This is a genomic window from Pseudomonas sp. S2_F03 (assembly GCF_054668335.1).
Map to the genome: position 1 here is coordinate 5,001,933 of NZ_CP162759.1, position 17,905 is coordinate 5,019,837.

At 59.7% G+C, this 17,905-nt stretch carries 12 protein-coding genes and 1 other RNA gene; 11 read left to right on the plus strand and 2 right to left on the minus strand.

Features of this window, described 5'->3' with window-relative positions; all coding sequences use genetic code 11:
* Nucleotides 1-253: 253 nt before the first annotated feature.
* From AB4N76_RS23380 to ffs, 6 genes are all read left to right on the plus strand, one after another.
* Nucleotides 254-913: a GntR family transcriptional regulator gene (locus tag AB4N76_RS23380; RefSeq protein WP_046027032.1), complete on the plus strand. Its 660-nt coding sequence runs from the start codon at nucleotides 254-256 to the stop codon at nucleotides 911-913.
* Nucleotides 914-915: 2 nt separating this feature from the next.
* Complete coding sequence (smc, locus tag AB4N76_RS23385; protein WP_460163575.1) at nucleotides 916-4,404, plus strand: chromosome segregation protein SMC; 3,489 nt, start codon at nucleotides 916-918, stop codon at nucleotides 4,402-4,404.
* 258 nt (nucleotides 4,405-4,662) lie between these two features.
* Nucleotides 4,663-5,517 (plus strand): cell division protein ZipA, encoded by an 855-nt coding sequence (zipA, locus tag AB4N76_RS23390; protein WP_077430580.1) that lies wholly within the window; start codon nucleotides 4,663-4,665, stop codon nucleotides 5,515-5,517.
* 166 nt (nucleotides 5,518-5,683) lie between these two features.
* The gene (gene ligA / locus AB4N76_RS23395; protein ID WP_460163576.1) at nucleotides 5,684-8,041 is read left to right on the plus strand and encodes an NAD-dependent DNA ligase LigA; all 2,358 of its coding nucleotides are present in this window, start codon (nucleotides 5,684-5,686) and stop codon (nucleotides 8,039-8,041) included.
* 154 nt (nucleotides 8,042-8,195) lie between these two features.
* The gene (locus tag AB4N76_RS23400; RefSeq protein WP_046027028.1) at nucleotides 8,196-9,362 is read left to right on the plus strand and encodes a zinc-binding metallopeptidase family protein; all 1,167 of its coding nucleotides are present in this window, start codon (nucleotides 8,196-8,198) and stop codon (nucleotides 9,360-9,362) included.
* A gap of 306 nt (nucleotides 9,363-9,668) precedes the next feature.
* An RNA gene (gene ffs, locus AB4N76_RS23405) (signal recognition particle sRNA small type) lies at nucleotides 9,669-9,765 on the plus strand.
* Between the two features lie 183 nt (nucleotides 9,766-9,948).
* Here ffs and AB4N76_RS23410 read toward each other — a convergent pair.
* Nucleotides 9,949-10,263, minus strand: coding sequence for a helix-turn-helix domain-containing protein (locus AB4N76_RS23410; protein ID WP_046027027.1), 315 nt, complete (start codon nucleotides 10,261-10,263; stop codon nucleotides 9,949-9,951).
* Nucleotides 10,264-10,565: 302 nt separating this feature from the next.
* Between AB4N76_RS23410 and AB4N76_RS23415 the strand changes: the two genes are divergently transcribed.
* Nucleotides 10,566-12,263, plus strand: coding sequence for a putative bifunctional diguanylate cyclase/phosphodiesterase (locus AB4N76_RS23415; RefSeq protein ID WP_077430579.1), 1,698 nt, complete (start codon nucleotides 10,566-10,568; stop codon nucleotides 12,261-12,263).
* Between the two features lie 123 nt (nucleotides 12,264-12,386).
* Here the strand turns inward: AB4N76_RS23415 and AB4N76_RS23420 are convergent, their stop codons facing one another.
* A complete protein-coding gene (locus AB4N76_RS23420; protein ID WP_046027025.1) occupies nucleotides 12,387-13,133 on the minus strand; it encodes a substrate-binding periplasmic protein in 747 nt (248 codons plus the stop codon).
* Between the two features lie 143 nt (nucleotides 13,134-13,276).
* Between AB4N76_RS23420 and dnaX the strand changes: the two genes are divergently transcribed.
* The 4 genes from dnaX to recR all read left to right on the plus strand — a co-directional run bounded on the left by dnaX (nucleotide 13,277) and on the right by recR (nucleotide 17,769).
* A complete protein-coding gene (gene dnaX / locus AB4N76_RS23425) occupies nucleotides 13,277-15,367 on the plus strand; it encodes a DNA polymerase III subunit gamma/tau (protein WP_077430578.1) in 2,091 nt (696 codons plus the stop codon).
* A gap of 67 nt (nucleotides 15,368-15,434) precedes the next feature.
* Nucleotides 15,435-15,773, plus strand: a complete 339-nt coding sequence (locus tag AB4N76_RS23430; protein WP_027921723.1) for a YbaB/EbfC family nucleoid-associated protein — start codon at nucleotides 15,435-15,437, stop codon at nucleotides 15,771-15,773.
* Between the two features lie 293 nt (nucleotides 15,774-16,066).
* Complete coding sequence (locus AB4N76_RS23435; protein WP_046027023.1) at nucleotides 16,067-17,101, plus strand: NADP-dependent oxidoreductase; 1,035 nt, start codon at nucleotides 16,067-16,069, stop codon at nucleotides 17,099-17,101.
* A gap of 65 nt (nucleotides 17,102-17,166) precedes the next feature.
* On the plus strand, nucleotides 17,167-17,769 hold the full coding sequence (recR, locus tag AB4N76_RS23440) for a recombination mediator RecR (protein WP_046027022.1): 603 nt from the start codon (nucleotides 17,167-17,169) through the stop codon (nucleotides 17,767-17,769).
* Nucleotides 17,770-17,905: the final 136 nt, after the last annotated feature.

The following is a 17,905-nucleotide window of genomic DNA, read 5'->3' on the forward strand; positions in this document are numbered from 1 at the left end:
AGACTCATTATTGTTGTTAACCCACTTGAACCGAATTTAGCAGGTCTGACTTTTCGGTCAATGTTTTTCTGACTTGAAGGTCAGGAAAAAGCATTTTGTCGGTTAACACCTCATTTATTCATTATTGACCCTCGCGCACTTGCCTGCTTTTTGCTTGAATCGTGCCAAAACCGCCGAGTGGGCCCTGCGCCATGACCTATCAAGTGCGCTACACTGCGCCGCTTGTGCAGATCGAAGAGTTTGAAGGACAACCATGACGTTCAAGGCGCCGGACAGCCTCGCCGAGCAAATTGCTCACCACCTCGCCGAACGCATCATTCGCGGCGAAATGAAGCCCGGGGAGCGCATTCAGGAACAGAAGGTCACGCTGGCTCTCAATGTCAGCCGCGGTTCGGTCCGCGAAGCCTTGCTGATCCTTGAGCGCCGTCACTTGATCGCGATCCTGCCGCGACGTGGCGCCCATGTGACCGAGCTCACCCCGCACAAGGTGCAGAGCCTGTGCACGCTGATGGGCGAGATGTACATCCTGCTCGCCAATGCCGTGGCCAGTGGCTGGAAAGTCCAGGCCGACCTGGCGCCGTTCGTGCAAATACAGCAGCGTTTGGCTGCCAGTTACGAACGCCAGGACATCCACACCTTCGTCGACGACAGTTTCAGCGTGATGCGCGCCACGTATCCATTTGCCAACAATCCGTATCTGCAGGAAACCGTCGAGAATCTGCAGCCAGCCATGAGCCGTGCTTACTTCCTTGCCCTGGATCAGCGCAAGGCGTCGATGAGCGAGTATCTGGAACTGTTCGAGCGCTTGCTCGCAGCCGTGATTGCCCGCGATTTTGCGCAGATCCGTGAAGTGCTGACCGCTTACGGCCAGCGCAGTTGCGATCTGGTGATCTCTGCCCTGACGGACGCCTAAGCGTGCGGCTCAAGTGCATCAAGCTGGCGGGGTTCAAATCCTTCGTCGATCCAACCACGGTGAACTTCCCCAGTAACATGGCGGCGGTCGTCGGGCCGAACGGTTGCGGCAAGTCCAACATCATCGACGCCGTACGCTGGGTGATGGGCGAGAGTTCGGCGAAGAACTTGCGCGGCGAGTCGATGACCGACGTCATCTTCAACGGTTCGACCAGCCGCAAACCGGTGAGCCAGGCGAGTATCGAACTGGTGTTCGATAACTCCGACGGCACCCTGCTCGGCGAATACGCCGCCTATGCGGAAATTTCCATTCGCCGCAAAGTGACGCGCGACAGCCAGACCACCTATTACCTCAACGGCACCAAATGCCGGCGTCGCGACATCACCGACATCTTCCTCGGCACCGGCCTGGGCCCGCGCAGCTATTCGATTATCGAGCAGGGGATGATCTCCAAGCTGATCGAATCCAAGCCCGAAGACCTGCGCAACTTTATTGAAGAAGCGGCAGGCATCTCCAAGTACAAGGAGCGCCGGCGCGAAACTGAAAACCGCATCCGTCGCACTCACGAAAACCTCGCACGCCTGACTGACCTGCGCGAAGAGCTGGAGCGACAACTCGAACGCCTGCACCGCCAGGCCGAGGCCGCGAAGAAGTATCAGGAATACAAAGGCGAAGAGCGTCAGCTCAAGGCCCAGTTGTCAGCCTTGCGCTGGCAGGCGCTGAACGAGCAGGTCGGTCAGCGTGAAGCGGTGATCGGCAACCAGGAAGTCACCTTCGAAGCCTTGGTCGCCGAGCAACGCAATGCCGATGCGAGCATCGAACGCTTTCGCGACGGGCACCATGACCTGTCTGAACGCTTCAATCTGGTGCAGGGACGTTTCTATTCGGTCGGCGGCGATATCGCCCGGGTCGAGCAGAGCATCCAGCACGGCCAACAGCGTCTGCGTCAGCTGCAAGACGATTTGAAGGAGGCCGAGCGCGCGCGTCTGGAAACCGAATCTCACCTGGGCCACGACCGCACGCTGTTGCTGACCCTGGGCGAAGAGCTCGACCTGCTCGCCCCGGAACAGGAAGTCACCAGCGCCGCCGCCGAAGAGGCCGCCGCCGCGCTGGAAGAATCTGAAACCACCATGCACGGCTGGCAGGAGCAGTGGGACACGTTCAACCTCACTGCCGCCGAGCCGCGTCGCCAATCCGAAGTGCAGCAGTCACGCATCCAGCAGCTGGAAACCAGCCTAGAGCGTTTGACCGACCGCCAGAAGCGGCTGGGCGAAGAGCGTGCGTTGCTCTCGGCGGACCCGGAAGATGCGGCGATCATGGAGCTCAGCGAGCAGCTGGCCGCCAGTGAAGCCACGCTTGAAGATTTGCAGGCCAGTGAAGAGGCTCAGGTCGAACGCCTTGAGCAACTGCGTCAAGAGTTGCAATTGGCCCTGCACAATCAGCAACAGGCTCAAGGCGATTTGCAGCGCCTCAACGGTCGACTGGCCTCCCTTGAAGCCTTGCAGCAGGCCGCGCTCGATCCGGGCACCGGCACCGCCGAATGGTTGCGCGAACAGCACCTGGCGGATCGCCCGCGCCTGGCCGAAGGCTTGAAGGTGGAAGCGGGTTGGGAGCTGGCGGTGGAAACCGTGCTGGGCGCCGACCTGCAAGCCGTGCTGGTGGACGACTTTGGCGACTTCGATCTGGCGGGTTTCGCCCAAGGCGATTTGCGCTTGCTCAGCCCGGCCACCGACGGCGTGCGCGTACCGGGCAGTTTGCTCGACAAGGTCGAGGCGCGAATTGATTTGTCGCCGTGGCTGGGGCAGGTCAAACCGGTCGATAGCCTCGAACAGGCACTGGCACTGCGCGGTCAATTGAGTGCCGGGCAGAGCCTGATCAGCCGTGATGGCTACTGGGTCGGCCGGCACTTTTTACGCGTACGCCGGGCCAGCGAAGCGGAAAGCGGTGTGCTGGCGCGAGGGCAGGAAATCCAGCGCCTGACCGAGGAACGCGAAGAACGCGAAGCCACGGTCGAAACACTGGAAACCCAACTTCAAAATCTGCGGGCGCAACAGCGTCAGCAGGAAAACGGGCGCGAGCATTTGCGTCGTCTGCTGCAAGACGAAGCGCGTCAGCAAGGCGAATTGAAAGCGCAACTGTCTGCCGGCAAAGCCAAGGTCGAACAACTGACGTTGCGGCGCACACGTCTGGACGAGGAGCTGGCCGAGCTGAGCGAGCAGCGTGCGCTGGAGCACGAGAATATCGGTGAAGCGCGCCTGCAATTGCAGGAAGCCCTCGACGCCATGGCGCTGGACACCGAACAGCGCGAGTTGCTGCTGGCCCAGCGCGACAGCTTGCGCGAGCGACTGGATCGGGTGCGTCAGGAAGCCCGGCAGCACAAGGATCACGCGCATCAATTGGCCGTGCGCCTCGGTTCGCTCAAGGCCCAACACGACTCGACGCGACAGGCGCTGGAGCGCCTGGAAATGCAATCCGAGCGCCTGACCGAAAAACGCGAACAACTCAACCTGAACCTGGAAGAGGGCGAGGCGCCCCTGGAAGAGTTGCGGTTGAAACTGGAAGAGTTGCTCGACAAGCGCATGACCGTCGACGAAGAACTCAAGACCGCGCAGATCGCCCTGGAAGACGCCGACCGCGAACTGCGCGATGCCGAAAAACGGCGTAATCAGGCCGAGCAGCAATCGCAATTGATTCGCGGGCAAATGGAAGGCCAGCGCATGGAATGGCAAGCCCTGACCGTGCGCCGCAAGGCCCTTGAAGAGCAGTTGCTGGAAGACGGCTACGACCTTCACGGTGTGCTCGCCACGCTGACGGCCGAGGCCAACGAGAAGGATGCCGAAGAAGAACTCGAACGCATTGCCGCGCGTATTTCGCGTCTCGGTGCGATCAACCTCGCGGCCATCGACGAATACCAGCAACAATCGGAGCGTAAACGTTATCTGGATGCGCAGAACGATGATCTGGTGGAAGCGCTGGACACGCTCGAGAACGTGATTCGCAAGATCGACAAGGAAACCCGTAACCGCTTCAAAGATACCTTTGATCAGATCAATGGCGGTTTACAGGCGCTTTTCCCAAAAGTTTTCGGTGGAGGTCGCGCGTATTTGGAACTGACGGGCGAAGATCTACTCGATACAGGGGTAACGATCATGGCGCAGCCGCCAGGGAAGAAGAACAGCACCATCCATTTGCTCTCCGGTGGCGAAAAAGCGCTGACGGCATTGGCTCTGGTTTTTGCGATCTTCAAGTTGAACCCGGCGCCGTTCTGCATGCTCGATGAAGTTGACGCACCACTGGATGACGCTAACGTTGGACGCTACGCACGGCTGGTAAAGGAAATGTCACAGACGGTGCAGTTCATCTACATCACCCACAACAAGATCGCCATGGAAATGGCTGAACAACTGATGGGTGTGACGATGCATGAACCGGGTTGCTCACGTCTGGTGGCGGTGGATGTCGAGGAGGCGATGGCGATGGTGGATGCCTGAGTTGGCGTCTGTAGGGCAGGTATTACAAGGCTGTAGGATGTTTTTACTTGCCCTGACTTGCTGGCCAATCGACATATTCGCTAAAGCCACTGTGACAGACGGTGTAAAGTTGCCTTTGGTCGTGCTAGTTTAATGTCAATTTTTCGTATACGTGGGCAAAACGCCTGTCAGAACATAGAGTTGGCGCCACGTTTTAAAGCGGTTTACAGGTTGTAAACCCCTTATTTTTCAGCATTTTTTATAGAGGCACGGGATTACATGGAAATCGGTCTGCGCGAGTGGCTGATCGTCATCGGCATTATTGTCATTGCCGGTATTCTTTTTGATGGCTGGCGCCGTATGCGCGGTGGCAAGGGAAAACTGAAATTCCGTCTTGACCGAAGTTTGTCCAATCTGCCGGACGAGGACACCAGCGCCGAGCTGTTGGGCCCGCCGCGCGTGCTGGACAACCACAAAGAACCACAACTGGACGAGCACGATCTGCCGTCGGTGAGCATGCCTGCCCGTGAGCCCCGCGAATCGGGTTCCAAGCGTGGCAAGCGCGGCCATGGCGAGCCGTCGCAAGGCGACATGAACCTCAGCCTGGATCTGGACGGCGGCCCGAGCTTCAGCAGCCGTGACGACGATTTCCCGGATGACACCAAGGCCTCGCCAGCGGTCAGCGAAAAAGATCAGCCGCAAGCGGAAGAAGTGTTGGTGATCAGCGTAATTTGCCGCGACGCTGCCGGTTTCAAAGGCCCGGCGTTGCTGCAGAATATTCTGGAAAGCGGTTTGCGTTTCGGTGAAATGGACATCTTCCACCGTCACGAAAGCATGGCCGGCAATGGCGAGGTGCTGTTCTCAATGGCCAATGCGGTCAAGCCGGGCGTCTTTGATCTGGATGACATCGATCATTTCAGCACCCCGGCGGTGAGCTTCTTCCTCGGTCTGCCAGGCCCGCGTCATCCCAAGCAGGCCTTCGATGTGATGGTGGCCGCGGCGCGCAAACTGTCCCAGGAACTGAACGGCGAACTGAAAGACGACCAGCGCAGCGTGCTGACCGCCCAGACGATTGAGCACTACCGTCAGCGCATCGTTGAATTCGAGCGTCGCGCCCTGACCCAGAAGCGTTGAAATTGACAACGTATGGGGGACTGCGCCGCGTCTCCCGTACCCTGTAGGAGCCGAGCTTGCTCGCGATGGCGATCTCAAAGACGCCATCGCCGGCAAGCCGTGCTCCTACAATGATTTAACAGATTGAGCAGCCTCGGCTGCTCTTTTGCTTTATGAGAGAACACCCATGACCGCCGCCAAAAACCGCATTCTAGAACTGCGCGCTGAGCTGGATCAGCACAATTACCGTTACCACGTGCTGGACGAGCCCAGTATTCCGGACGCTGAATACGACCGCTTGTTCCACGAGCTCAAAGCCCTTGAAGCGGCCCATCCCGAACTGATCACCAGCGATTCGCCGACCCAGCGCGTGGGCAGTGCAGCGTTGTCGGCGTTCACGCAAGTGCGTCACGAAGTACCGATGCTCAGCCTTGGCAACGCCTTCGAAGAAACCGACATGCGCGAGTTCGACCGCCGGGTGACAGAAGGCCTGGATCTACCGGTCGGTGATCTGTTCGGTGGCGGCGCGGCGGTGGAATACAGCTGCGAGCCTAAGCTCGATGGCCTGGCGGTCAGCTTGCTGTATCAGGACGGCGTGCTGGTACGCGGCGCGACGCGCGGTGACGGCACCACTGGCGAAGACATCAGCATCAACGTGCGCACCGTGCGCAACATTCCGCTCAAGCTGCACGGCACTGGCTGGCCTGCGACCCTGGAAGTGCGCGGCGAAGTGTTCATGTCCAAGGCCGGTTTCGAGCGGCTCAATGCCACGCAACTGGAAGTCGGCGGCAAGACCTTCGCTAACCCGCGTAACGCCGCCGCCGGTAGCTTGCGCCAGCTGGACTCCAAGATCACCGCCAACCGCCCGCTGGAGTTCTGCTGCTACGGCATCGGCCAGATTTCGGCGGACATCGCCGACACGCACATCGGCAATCTCAAGCAACTCCAGGTGTGGGGCATGCCGATCAGCCACGAGCTGAAACTGGCGCACGGCATCGACGAATGCCTGGATTACTACCGCGACATCGGCGAGCGCCGCAACGCCCTGGCGTATGAGATCGACGGCGTGGTGTTCAAGGTCAACAGCATCGCCTCGCAGCGTGAGCTGGGCTTCCGCGCTCGCGAGCCGCGCTGGGCGATCGCGCACAAATTCCCGGCCATGGAAGAACTCACCGAGTTGCTCGACGTGGAATTTCAGGTCGGTCGTACCGGCGCTGTCACGCCGGTGGCGCGCTTGAAACCGGTCAAGGTGGCCGGCGTCACCGTGGCCAATGCGACGCTGCACAACATGGACGAAGTCGCGCGTTTAGGCCTGATGATCGGCGACACGGTGATCATCCGTCGCGCCGGAGATGTGATTCCCCAAGTGGTGCAAGTGGTGCTCGAGCGCCGTCCGGAAAATGCCCGGCCGGTGCAGATTCCCGAACAGTGCCCGGTGTGCGGCTCACACGTCGAGCGCACGCAATTGGTCAAGCGCAGTAAAGGTCGCGAGACCGTCAGCGAAGGCGCGGTGTACCGTTGCGTCGGTCGTCTGGCCTGCGGGGCGCAGCTCAAGCAGGCGATCATTCACTTCGTTTCCCGTCGCGCGATGGACATCGAAGGCCTGGGTGACAAGAGCGTCGAGCAACTGGTCGACGAAGGCCTGGTCAGTTCGCCAGCCGATCTGTATGCCCTGAAGTTCGACGACATCGTCGACCTGGAAGGTTTTGCCGAACTGTCGAGCAACAAACTGCTGAGCGCCATCGAGGACAGCAAGAAGCCAAGCCTGGCGCGCTTTATCTATGCGCTCGGGATTCCTGATGTCGGTGAGGAGACGGCCAAGGTGCTGGCGCGCTCTCTCGGTTCGCTGGAGCGGGTTCAGCAGGCGTTGCCGCAAGTGCTCACGTACTTGCCGGATGTCGGCCTGGAAGTGGCATATGAGATCCACAGTTTCTTTGAAGATGCGCACAACCAGCAGGTGATCGCGGAACTGCTCAAGCACGGCCTGCAGATTCAGGATCAGGGCGAGCTCGGTGCTGAGTTTGCCGCGAGTACCACGCTGGGCGGCTTCCTCGACAAGTTGCACATTCCGTCGGTGGGGCCGGGCGGGGCACAGAAGCTGGCGGACAAGTTTGGGTCGCTGGAAGCGGTGATGAGCGCTGACTGGCTGGACATGCGTCAGGCGCTGCCAGAGAAGCAGGCCAATTCAGTTCGCGAGTTTTTTGCCGTTGAAGACAATCGCCAGCTTGCGCAGGCGGCCGAGCAGCAGTTGCGCGATTTCGGCATGCACTGGCTGAGCGAGAAGAAAGTCGTCGAAGGCTTGCCACTGGCTGGGCAGACCTGGGTGCTGACCGGTTCGCTGGAGTTGATGAGCCGCGACATCGCCAAGGACAAGCTTGAAAGCCTCGGCGCCAAGGTGGCGGGCTCGGTGTCGGCCAAGACCCATTGCGTGGTGGCCGGGCCGGGCGCCGGTTCGAAGCTGGCCAAGGCCAATGAGTTGGGTTTGAAAGTGCTGGATGAAGAAGCGTTTGTCGAATTCCTGAAACAACACGGTATTTCTGTTTAGTCGATCGTTCCCACGCTCCGCGTGGTAGCGCATCCCGTGACGCTTTGCGTCACAGCGGACGCGGAGCGTCCGGGGCGACATTCCCACGCAGAACGTGGGAACGATCTTCGCGCGACAATGATCTAGTCTTGGCAAGCCCCAGGGAGAGATCGCCATGTACCGCTTCTTTGAACAGCTCAGCTCGCGCATCGCCGCGCCTTTCATGGGCGAAAGCGCGCGCAACAGCAAGGTCTGGCAGTGTCGATGCGGGCAATCGCTGTTCTTTCGCAACAGTCAGTGCCTGGCCTGTTCGGCGGCGCTCGGTTATCAGCCCGAGCAGGGGCGTCTGTCGTCGCTGCAACCGGGTTTACAGGCGGATACCTGGCTGGTCGACGCCGATCCGCAAGCCGGTGTGTTTCGCCGCTGCGCCAATCTCGACTCCGCTGCCGCATGTAATTGGCTGCTCCCGGCCAACGACCACGATGCGCTATGCATTGCTTGCAGCCTGAATCACACCATCCCGGACCTGTCGATTACCGAAAATCACGAACGCTGGCGCAAGGTGGAAACGGCCAAGAGGCGCCTGGTCGCGCAGTTGCTCGACTTGGGTTTGCAGGTAACTCCCAAAACGGTCGACGAGCAAAGCGGTCTGGCGTTTGATTTCGTCGGTATCGACCTCGAAGGCAAGCTGCCGACCACGGGTCACGCCAATGGCCTGATCACCCTCGACATCAAAGAAGCCGATGACGCCCACCGTGAGCAGGTCCGTGTGCAAATGCACGAGCCGTATCGCACGTTGCTCGGGCATTTTCGCCACGAAGTCGGGCATTACTACTGGGATCGGCTGATCGCCAACAGCCATTGGCTGGAACCCTTTCGCGGGCTGTTCGGGGACGAGCGCGCCAGTTACGCAGCGGCGCTGGAGCGGCATTACCAGCAAGGTGCGCCGCAGGGTTGGCAGCAACAGTGCGTCAGTGCTTACGCGACCATGCACCCTTGGGAAGACTGGGCGGAAACCTGGGCGCACTACCTGCACATGATGGATGCGGTGGACACCGCTCTGGGATTCGGCATGAGTGCGCGGGAAATGGATCTTGATTACCAGCCATTTCCCCTAAGCACACTCTACGATCCACAGCATCCCGGCGGTGGGGCGTTCCTGTCGTTCGTCAATGCATGGATCGAACTGGCCGGCATGCTCAATGAGCTTTCGCGCAGCATGGGGCAGCCGGATTTCTATCCGTTCGTGTTGCCGCCGGCGGTGATCGTCAAGCTGCATTTTATTCACTTGGTGATCCAGCAAGAGGGCGGCAGGGCGGATGAGGTGATGCAGGAGCTGTGACGATCGCTCAATTGGACGTCCGCTTGTAGCAGCTGTCGAACCCGCGAGGCTGCGTCCGGCTGCGAAGCAGTCGCCTGTTGGGTGATCGTGGTTTATCTGAAAAACCGCGTCCTCTGATTTTACGTCTGCTTCGCAGCCGGACGCAGCCTCGCGGGCTCGGCAGCTGCTACAGACAGCGGTGTTTCAGAGGCATTGCATGTCCTTGAAGCGGCTCATATTTTTTAATCCGCACCAACGGTTGTAACTTCGTCTCAGATAGGTACAATGGCGCGGCTCGCCGTCAGGTGAGCGTCGTTATGGTGACCCCATCGGTCCCCCCGCAACGATTACCCGTGAACCTGGTCAGAGCCGGAAGGCAGCAGCCACAGCGGGAACATTGTGTGCCGGGGTGTGGCTGGTGGGGTTACCACCTTAACGCCACGCGAGCCCTCTCTCGCGTTATCGGTTTGAAAATACTTATTTGTCTTCTCTGCCATGGATCACGTCCAGGGCGGTGTTTCGTCGTTTCCGATTTTCGGAGCGCACAATAAAAAAGGAGGCCGACCTGTCGCATCAGACAAGTCGGCCTCCTTTTGTCATTTATGCACTAAGGCTTGGACAAGGCCTGGTCAACCGCTGCAATCAGCTTTCCCAGTTCCTTCGGGGTGGCTTTGTGTATGACACCGAACAGATACGCCCGCTGCTCATCTTCATCGCCCAGGTCTGCGAAAAAAGCGGCCAGCTTCACACCCAGCACGTCGGCAAGCAGGAACAACGCTTCCACGCTGGGGGTATAGGTGCCCGTTTCAAAGCGGCTGATGGTTTTGGGGTCAAAGCCGGTCTTTTCACCGAGTTCAGCCTGAGTAAGCCCCGCGACCTTGCGGTAGCGTCGGATGGCTGGACCCAAACTTGAAATTTGCATTGCTCAATTCCAATTTAGAATCAAGAACTTAACGATAGATTTTTACATTAGACAACGGCATGTTTCATCACCTTGTCTTGCAAAATGTGATGCGTTTCGTAGAATTGCCACCCTTGAGCGGCATTGGGTGACGCCATTCCGGAGATTGGGCGATGTGAAGCTGTCAGCATTGCGCTCCCTCGTCAGACTTGCACGAGGTTTTTCGCCTGATTGATCTGCGGTTCTGCGGGAACCATCGCCTACGGGTCTCGGGATGAAACGTGTTTGCGCCACCCCTCCGCCAGCGACAACGAGCCTGATTCATGGATGATAAATACCGAAGGGCCGTGGATGCCGCCGCCATTTTTTCCGAGACGGATCTGGAAGGACGGATCACCTACGTCAATGACCAATTCTGTGACGTGTCTGGCTATAGCCGTGAAGAGCTGATCGGCCAGAATCATCGTCTCCTCAATTCCGGCCAACATCCCACCGATTTCTTTTCTGCCATGTGGCGCACCATTGCGTTGGGCGGTGTGTGGAAGGGGGAAATCTGCAATCGCGCCAAGGACGGCAGCCTTTACTGGGTCGACAGCACCATGGTGCCGGTGCTCGACGATGCCACCGGACGGGTCGATCGATACCTGTCGATTCGGTTCGACATCAGTGAAAAGCGCGAGTTGCTGCACGTCTTGCAATGGCGGGTAGGGCATGACGCGCTGACCGGATTGCCCAATCGAGCGTATCTCTCGGACCTTTTGGATCAGGCACTGGCGATGTCCCGACAGGAAGACATCCCGTTGGCGGTGTGCATGCTTGATCTCGACGGTTTTAAGGCGGTCAACGATGGCTACGGTCATGCCAGCGGCGATGTGTTGCTGGTCGAGGTGGCCCGGCGTTTGCGCGACATCGTGCGCGGCGAGGATGTGGTGGCGCGATTGGCCGGCGACGAGTTTGTGCTGGTGCTGCGTCATATTCGCGATCTACCGCAATTGCGTGCGGCGTTGAACCGGGTGCTGGGGGCGGTTTCGGCGCCGTACTCGCTGCACGGCAAGGACATCCATGTGTTCGCCAGCATTGGTGTCACGCTGTTTCCCCTCGATAACGAAAACGCCGAAACCCTGTTGCGTCATGCCGATCAGGCCATGTACGTGGCGAAGCAGCGTGGACGCAACCGTTTTCATCTGTTTGATGTGTCCCGGGATCGTGAGATCAAGGCAACTCACCAGACTGTCCAGCGCATGCGTCAGGCGCTGACGGCCGGTGAGTTGCGCCTGCATTTCCAGCCCAAGGTCAACATGCGGTTGGGCGAGGTGGTCGGTTTCGAGGCGCTGTTGCGTTGGGACCATCCACAAAACGGCATGCTGCGGGCCAGGGATTTCCTGCCGCCGGTAGAAGAGACGGACCTGATCATCGACATCGGCGAATGGGTGATGGATCAGGTCCTGTTGCAGCTGCATCGCTGGCAGCAGATGGGGCAGAGCTGGCCGATCAGCGTCAATGTCGCGGCACGGCATTTTCAGCGAGCGGATTTTGTTGAGCGGCTCAAACAGGTGCTGGCAAGGCATGCCCACGTTCCCCCGCAGATGCTTGACCTGGAAGTCGTCGAGTCAGTCGCCATTGAGAACATTCATCATGTCACGGCATGTTTGCAGGCCTGTCAGGCGCTGGGGGTGCAGTTTTCACTGGGCGACTTTGGCACCGGTTATTCGTCGCTGAGCTACATCAAGCGTTTGCGCACGCAAACGATCAAGATCGACAAGTCGTTCATTCGCGACATGCTTGATGACTGCGATGATCTGGCGCTGACCACTGCCGTGATCGGGCTGGCCCGGGCGTTTGGCCGACGAGTGATCGCCGAGGGGGTGGAAAGCGTTGAGCACGGTGAATTGCTGTTGCAAATGGGCTGCGAGATTGCCCAGGGTTATTTCATCGCGAGACCCATGCCACCTGAAGAGGTGCCTGGCTGGGTGGCGGCGTTTGTCGCACCGGCGCAATGGCGGCTGGTGACGTCCCTGTAGCAGCTGGCGAAGCCTGCGTCCGACTGCGCAGCAGTCGTAAAATCAGGCGACGCAGTTTTCCAGATGTACCGTGGATACAGGATTTACGACTACTGCGCAGTCGGACGCAGGCTTCGCCAGCTGCTACAGGCTTGCGGGGGTGCCAATATACAGACGAATGTAGTCATCGATTTCCCCCGACATTTTCATTCGCAACAAGGTGCGAAGAATTCGTTGCACCGGCACCTTGGGGTCATTGCGTATGTAGCAACCGACACGTTGTTCCTGCACCACGGCCACTGCTTTGAGCTGCCGCTCGGGCAGCAGGCGCTGATTGAACCAATCCAGTGTCCATTGATTGCTCACGGCATAGCGATAGCGCCCGGCGTTGAGTTTTTCCAGCACTTGTTCCTGATTGCGCGCGTCTTCGCGGTGCAGGCGATCGGCATCAAACAATGGTTGCAGCGTCGGATAGGTATAGCCCAGCACTGTGCCGATGGGTTGGCGTGACAAATTGGCAGGCAGCACGGAGGCGGGAGGGTCTTGCTGGCTGGTCAGCACGTCGCGTTGAAACCACAGCGGAATGCTCCAGATGTAGTCGCCGGACTGATTCGGAAGCCAGGACTGCGCGGCGTAGCAGCGGATATCAACGTCGCCATGCTCCATGGCGCCTTGTACACGTGCCCGAGGCATTACATGAAACTCGGCGGGTACTCCGACCTGGGTGGCGAGGCTGAGCATCACGTCATACAGGATGCCCTGGGTCGGGCGGCCGTGATCCAGTTGCACCATTGGCATGGCCCAACTGTCGGGGATGACAAAACGCAGCGGCGTCTCGGCGGCGGCGACGTTCAGACTTATCCACAGCAATGCCCCCAAGGCACAACGCATAAACGCTCCAGTACAACTGAAACCCGAGCCGATTAAAGCCCCAAACGCGCAGCTTAGCCAGATTAGACGAGCACACCGGATGCAATTTTGGCCTTGCTCCGCTAGCATTAGCCGCTTCTGTTCCTTAGTTGCGACGGTTTTCGATGAGTTATCAGGTTCTTGCACGTAAATGGCGTCCGCGCTCGTTCCGCGAAATGGTCGGCCAGACCCATGTGCTCAAGGCTCTGATCAATGCCTTGGACAGCCAGCGGCTGCACCACGCCTACTTGTTTACCGGTACGCGGGGGGTCGGCAAGACCACCATCGCACGCATCATCGCCAAATGCCTGAACTGTGAAACAGGTATCACGTCGACACCGTGTGGCGAGTGCTCGGTGTGCCGCGAAATCGATGAGGGGCGCTTTGTCGACCTGATCGAGATCGACGCCGCGAGCCGGACCAAGGTCGAGGACACCCGCGAACTGCTCGACAACGTGCAATACGCCCCAAGCCGCGGGCGCTTCAAGGTCTACCTGATCGACGAAGTGCACATGCTCTCCAGCCATTCCTTCAATGCGTTGTTGAAAACCCTTGAAGAGCCGCCACCCTACGTCAAGTTCATCCTGGCGACGACCGATCCGCAGAAACTTCCTGCAACCATTCTGTCGCGGTGCCTGCAATTCTCCCTGAAGAACATGACGCCGGAACGTGTGGTCGAGCATTTGACCCACGTGCTGGGTGTCGAGAACGTGCCGTTCGAAGATGATGCACTGTGGTTGCTGGGCCGTGCCGCCGATGGCTCGATGCGCGATGCCATGAGCCTCACCGACCAGGCCATCGCTTTTGGTGAAGGCAAGGTCATGGCCGCCGACGTGCGGGCGATGCTCGGCACGCTGGATCACGGCCAGGTCTACGACGTTTTGCATGCGTTGATCGAAGGTGACGCCAAGGCGTTGCTCGAAGGTGTCCGTCATTTGGCTGAACAAGGCCCGGACTGGAACGGCGTGCTCTCGGAAATTCTCAACGTGCTGCACCGTGTCGCCATCGCCCAGGCCTTGCCTGAAGGCGTCGACAATGGTCACGGCGACCGTGACCGGGTGCTGGCGCTGGCCCAGGCATTGCCGGCCGAAGACGTGCAGTTTTATTATCAGATGGGCCTGATCGGTCGCCGCGATTTGCCGCTGGCCCCCGACCCGCGTGGTGGCTTTGAAATGGTCCTGCTGCGGATGCTTGCCTTCCGCCCGGCAGACACCGCCGACGCCCCGAGGCAACCGCTAAAGCCAGTGGGGATCAGCCAGGCCACAGTTGATTCCGCAAATTCAGTGGCTGCCGCGCCGGTTGTTGCGCCGGTAGTCGCTGCGGCAGTAGCACCTGTTATGCCTTCGCCTGCGCCAGTCGCGGCCGTTGTTGCGCCCGCTCCAGCACCCGAGCCTGAGCCGGTTGCACCCGTTGTGGTGCCCGAGCCAGTCGTTGCGCCGGTGGCGGTCGAAGCCGTCGTCGACCTGCCGTGGAATGATCCGGTCGAGCCTGAAGTTGTCCAGCAACCTGCTGTTGAGCCAGTTCTGGAAACTGCTGGCGAGCAGCCGGATTTGCCACCGATGCCGCTGCCGACGCCGGACAGCGTGGTGCCGGATGCGCAGGAATGGGCCGCTGCGCCCATCCCGGAACCTTCCGTGGCCCAAGTCGATGCCGCCACGCCGGGCATGGACCTGGACGACGAGCCGCCGCTGGACGAGGATTACATCGAGCCGGACATGGATTCGGCCTACAGTTATCTCGATGAGCTGGCGAGCGAACATACCGCCGAACCCGCGCCGGAACCGGAGCCGGAACCCGCTGCAATGCCGGCCACGGGCCTGGCGCTGCAATGGCTGGAGCTGTTCCCGAAACTGCCGATCTCCGGCATGACGGGCAGCATCGCGGCCAATTGCACACTGATATCCGTCGAGGGCGATCACTGGCTGATGCACCTGGACCCGGCCCACAGCGCCTTGTTCAACGCGACCCAGCAGCGTCGTCTCAACGATGCACTGAACCAGTTTCACGGGCGCACACTGACCCTGACCATGGAACTGATCAAGCCGGAACAGGAAACCCCGGCCCAGGCCGCGTCCAGGCGCCGTGCCAACCGTCAGCGCGAAGCCGAAGAGTCGATCCACGGTGATCCGTTCATCCAGCAAATGATGCAGCAGTTCGGTGCGGTGATCCGTAACGATACTATTGAACCTGTCGACGCTCTGGTCAGTCAGGGCTAATAACTGAAGGCGTTCGGTCACATGGGCCGGGCGCTGTTTTAATCCAAGTACTTTCGAGGTGATTCCCATGATGAAAGGTGGCATGGCCGGCCTGATGAAGCAGGCGCAGCAGATGCAGGAAAAAATGGCCAAGATGCAGGAAGAATTGGCCAATGCTGAAGTCATCGGTAAAGCCGGCGGCGATATGGTCACCGTGGTCATGACCGGTCGTCATGACGTCAAGAGCGTGACCATCGACCCAAGCCTGGTCGAAGGCCTGAGCGAAGACGACAAGGAAATGCTGGAAGCGGTCGTTGCCGCCGCCGTCAACGACGCTGTGCGCAAGATCGAAGCCAACAGCCAGGACAAAATGTCCGGCATGACCGCTGGCATGCAATTGCCGCCGGGCATGAAGCTGCCATTCTGATTCGCTAAAGCGCGTCGGATGAGCTACAAAAAAATGCCAGGCATCGCGCCTGGCATTTTTGTTTCTGGCCCACACTGATCGTTCCAGCTCCGACTGATCGTTCCCACGCTCTGCGTGGGAATGCCTCTTGTGACGCTCTGCGTCACGCTTTGGGACGCGGAGCGTCCGGGCTGCATTCCCACGCAGAGCGTGGGAACGATCAGGACGATCAGGATCAAAAACATCGAACACTAAACCGCCACAAAGGTCTGCTTCCCTATACCGCCCAATTCTCGATCAAAGGAGACGCTCACATGCCTCAAGCATTGACCCTCAACCAACGTATCGTCCTGGCGTCCCGCCCGGTCGGCGCGCCGACGCCAGAGAATTTCCGCCTGGAAAGGGAGGCGTTGCCGGACCTCACTGACGGCCAGTTATTGCTCAAAACCCTCTACTTGTCGTTGGACCCTTACATGCGCGGGCGCATGAGTGACGCGCCGTCCTACGCAGCACCGGTAGAAATCGACGAGGTCATGACCGGTGGGGCTGTCAGCCGGGTCGAGCGCTCGTTGAATCCAAAATTCCAGGAAGGGGATATCGTGGTAGGCGCTACCGGCTGGCAAAGCCACAGCATCAGTGACGGTCGCAACATCATCCCGGTGCCGTCCGGATTGCCGAGTCCGTCGATGGCCCTCGGTGTACTGGGAATGCCGGGCATGACGGCTTATATGGGCTTGATGGACATCGGTCAGCCGAAGTCCGGCGAAACCCTGGTGGTCGCGGCGGCATCCGGCGCGGTGGGCTCGGTGGTCGGGCAGGTGGCGAAAATCAAGGGCCTGCGCGTAGTGGGCGTGGCCGGTGGTGCAGAGAAGTGCCGTTACGTGGTCGAGGAGTTGGGCTTCGATGCCTGCATCGATCACAAGGCGGCTGATTTCGCCGAGCTACTGGCTAAAGCCTGTCCCAATGGCATCGACATCTATTACGAGAACGTAGGCGGTCATGTGTTCGACGCGGTAGTGCCGTTACTCAATGCCAAGGCCCGCATTCCACTGTGCGGCCTGATTGCCGGTTACAACGCCTCCGAGGCGCCGAAAGGCCCGGATCGCCTGCCGCTGTTGCAGCGCACGCTATTGACCAAACGCGTGCGTATTCAGGGCTTCATCGTGTTCGACGACTACGGTGACCGCCAGCCGGAATTCATCAGTGCCATGGCGCCATGGGTGCGCGACGGCAAGGTTAAATTCCGCGAGGACGTGGTCGACGGGCTGGAGCAGGCACCCGAAGCGTTCATCGGTCTGCTGGAAGGGCGCAACTTCGGCAAACTGGTGGTGCGGGTCGCGCAAGACTGAGTATTTGACGCTAATGAGAGGCGCGGGTATAAACCGCGTCTCGTTGTTTTGTCGGACGTTTCCCCATGAGCTTCAGCCCTTTGATTCGCCAACTGATCGACGCCCTGCGAATTTTGCCGGGCGTGGGTCAGAAAACCGCCCAGCGTATGGCGCTGCAACTGCTTGAACGCGATCGCAGCGGTGGTTCGCGACTGGCGTTGGCCTTGAGCCAGGCCATGGAAGGGGTGGGCCATTGCCGCCTGTGCCGCACGCTGACTGAAGATGACCTGTGCCCGCAGTGCGCGGATACCCGTCGCGACGACACCTTGTTGTGCGTGGTGGAAGGGCCGATGGACGTCTATGCGGTGGAGCAGACGGGCTTCCGCGGCCGCTACTTCGTGCTCAAGGGGCATTTGTCGCCGCTTGATGGCCTCGGGCCTGAGGCGATTGGTATTCCGCAGTTGATGGCGCGGATTGAAGAGGCCGGTACCTTTGCTGAAGTCATCCTCGCCACCAACCCGACGGTAGAAGGCGAGGCGACGGCGCACTACATTGCGCAGTTGCTCAGTAATAAAGGCCTGATTGCCTCGCGTATCGCCCACGGTGTGCCATTGGGTGGCGAGCTGGAGCTGGTGGATGGCGGGACGTTGGCGCATTCGTTTGCCGGGCGTAAGCCGATAGCCCTCTAGTGCCTGAACGGGCCTCTTCGCGGGCAAGCCCGCTCCCACACGGGATTTGTGGCATTCACAGAGCCCCTGTAGGAGTGAGCCTGCTCGCGAAAGGCTTACCTCGGTCACCCTGTTCCACACATTCCTGTTGAAAACC

Bases quoted from the DNA above. Each gene is read 5' to 3' on its own strand.
- ligA (WP_460163576.1), top strand. From the start codon at position 5,684: ATGACCGCCGCCAAAAACCGCATTCTAGAACTGCGCGCTGAGCTGGAT.
- AB4N76_RS23430 (WP_027921723.1), top strand. From the start codon at position 15,435: ATGATGAAAGGTGGCATGGCCGGCCTGATGAAGCAGGCGCAGCAGATG.
- AB4N76_RS23435 (WP_046027023.1), top strand. From the start codon at position 16,067: ATGCCTCAAGCATTGACCCTCAACCAACGTATCGTCCTGGCGTCCCGC.
- dnaX (WP_077430578.1), top strand. From the start codon at position 13,277: ATGAGTTATCAGGTTCTTGCACGTAAATGGCGTCCGCGCTCGTTCCGC.
- AB4N76_RS23420 (WP_046027025.1), bottom strand. From the start codon at position 13,133: ATGCGTTGTGCCTTGGGGGCATTGCTGTGGATAAGTCTGAACGTCGCC.
- AB4N76_RS23415 (WP_077430579.1), top strand. From the start codon at position 10,566: ATGGATGATAAATACCGAAGGGCCGTGGATGCCGCCGCCATTTTTTCC.
- AB4N76_RS23410 (WP_046027027.1), bottom strand. From the start codon at position 10,263: ATGCAAATTTCAAGTTTGGGTCCAGCCATCCGACGCTACCGCAAGGTC.
- recR (WP_046027022.1), top strand. From the start codon at position 17,167: ATGAGCTTCAGCCCTTTGATTCGCCAACTGATCGACGCCCTGCGAATT.
- zipA (WP_077430580.1), top strand. From the start codon at position 4,663: ATGGAAATCGGTCTGCGCGAGTGGCTGATCGTCATCGGCATTATTGTC.
- AB4N76_RS23380 (WP_046027032.1), top strand. From the start codon at position 254: ATGACGTTCAAGGCGCCGGACAGCCTCGCCGAGCAAATTGCTCACCAC.
- AB4N76_RS23400 (WP_046027028.1), top strand. From the start codon at position 8,196: ATGTACCGCTTCTTTGAACAGCTCAGCTCGCGCATCGCCGCGCCTTTC.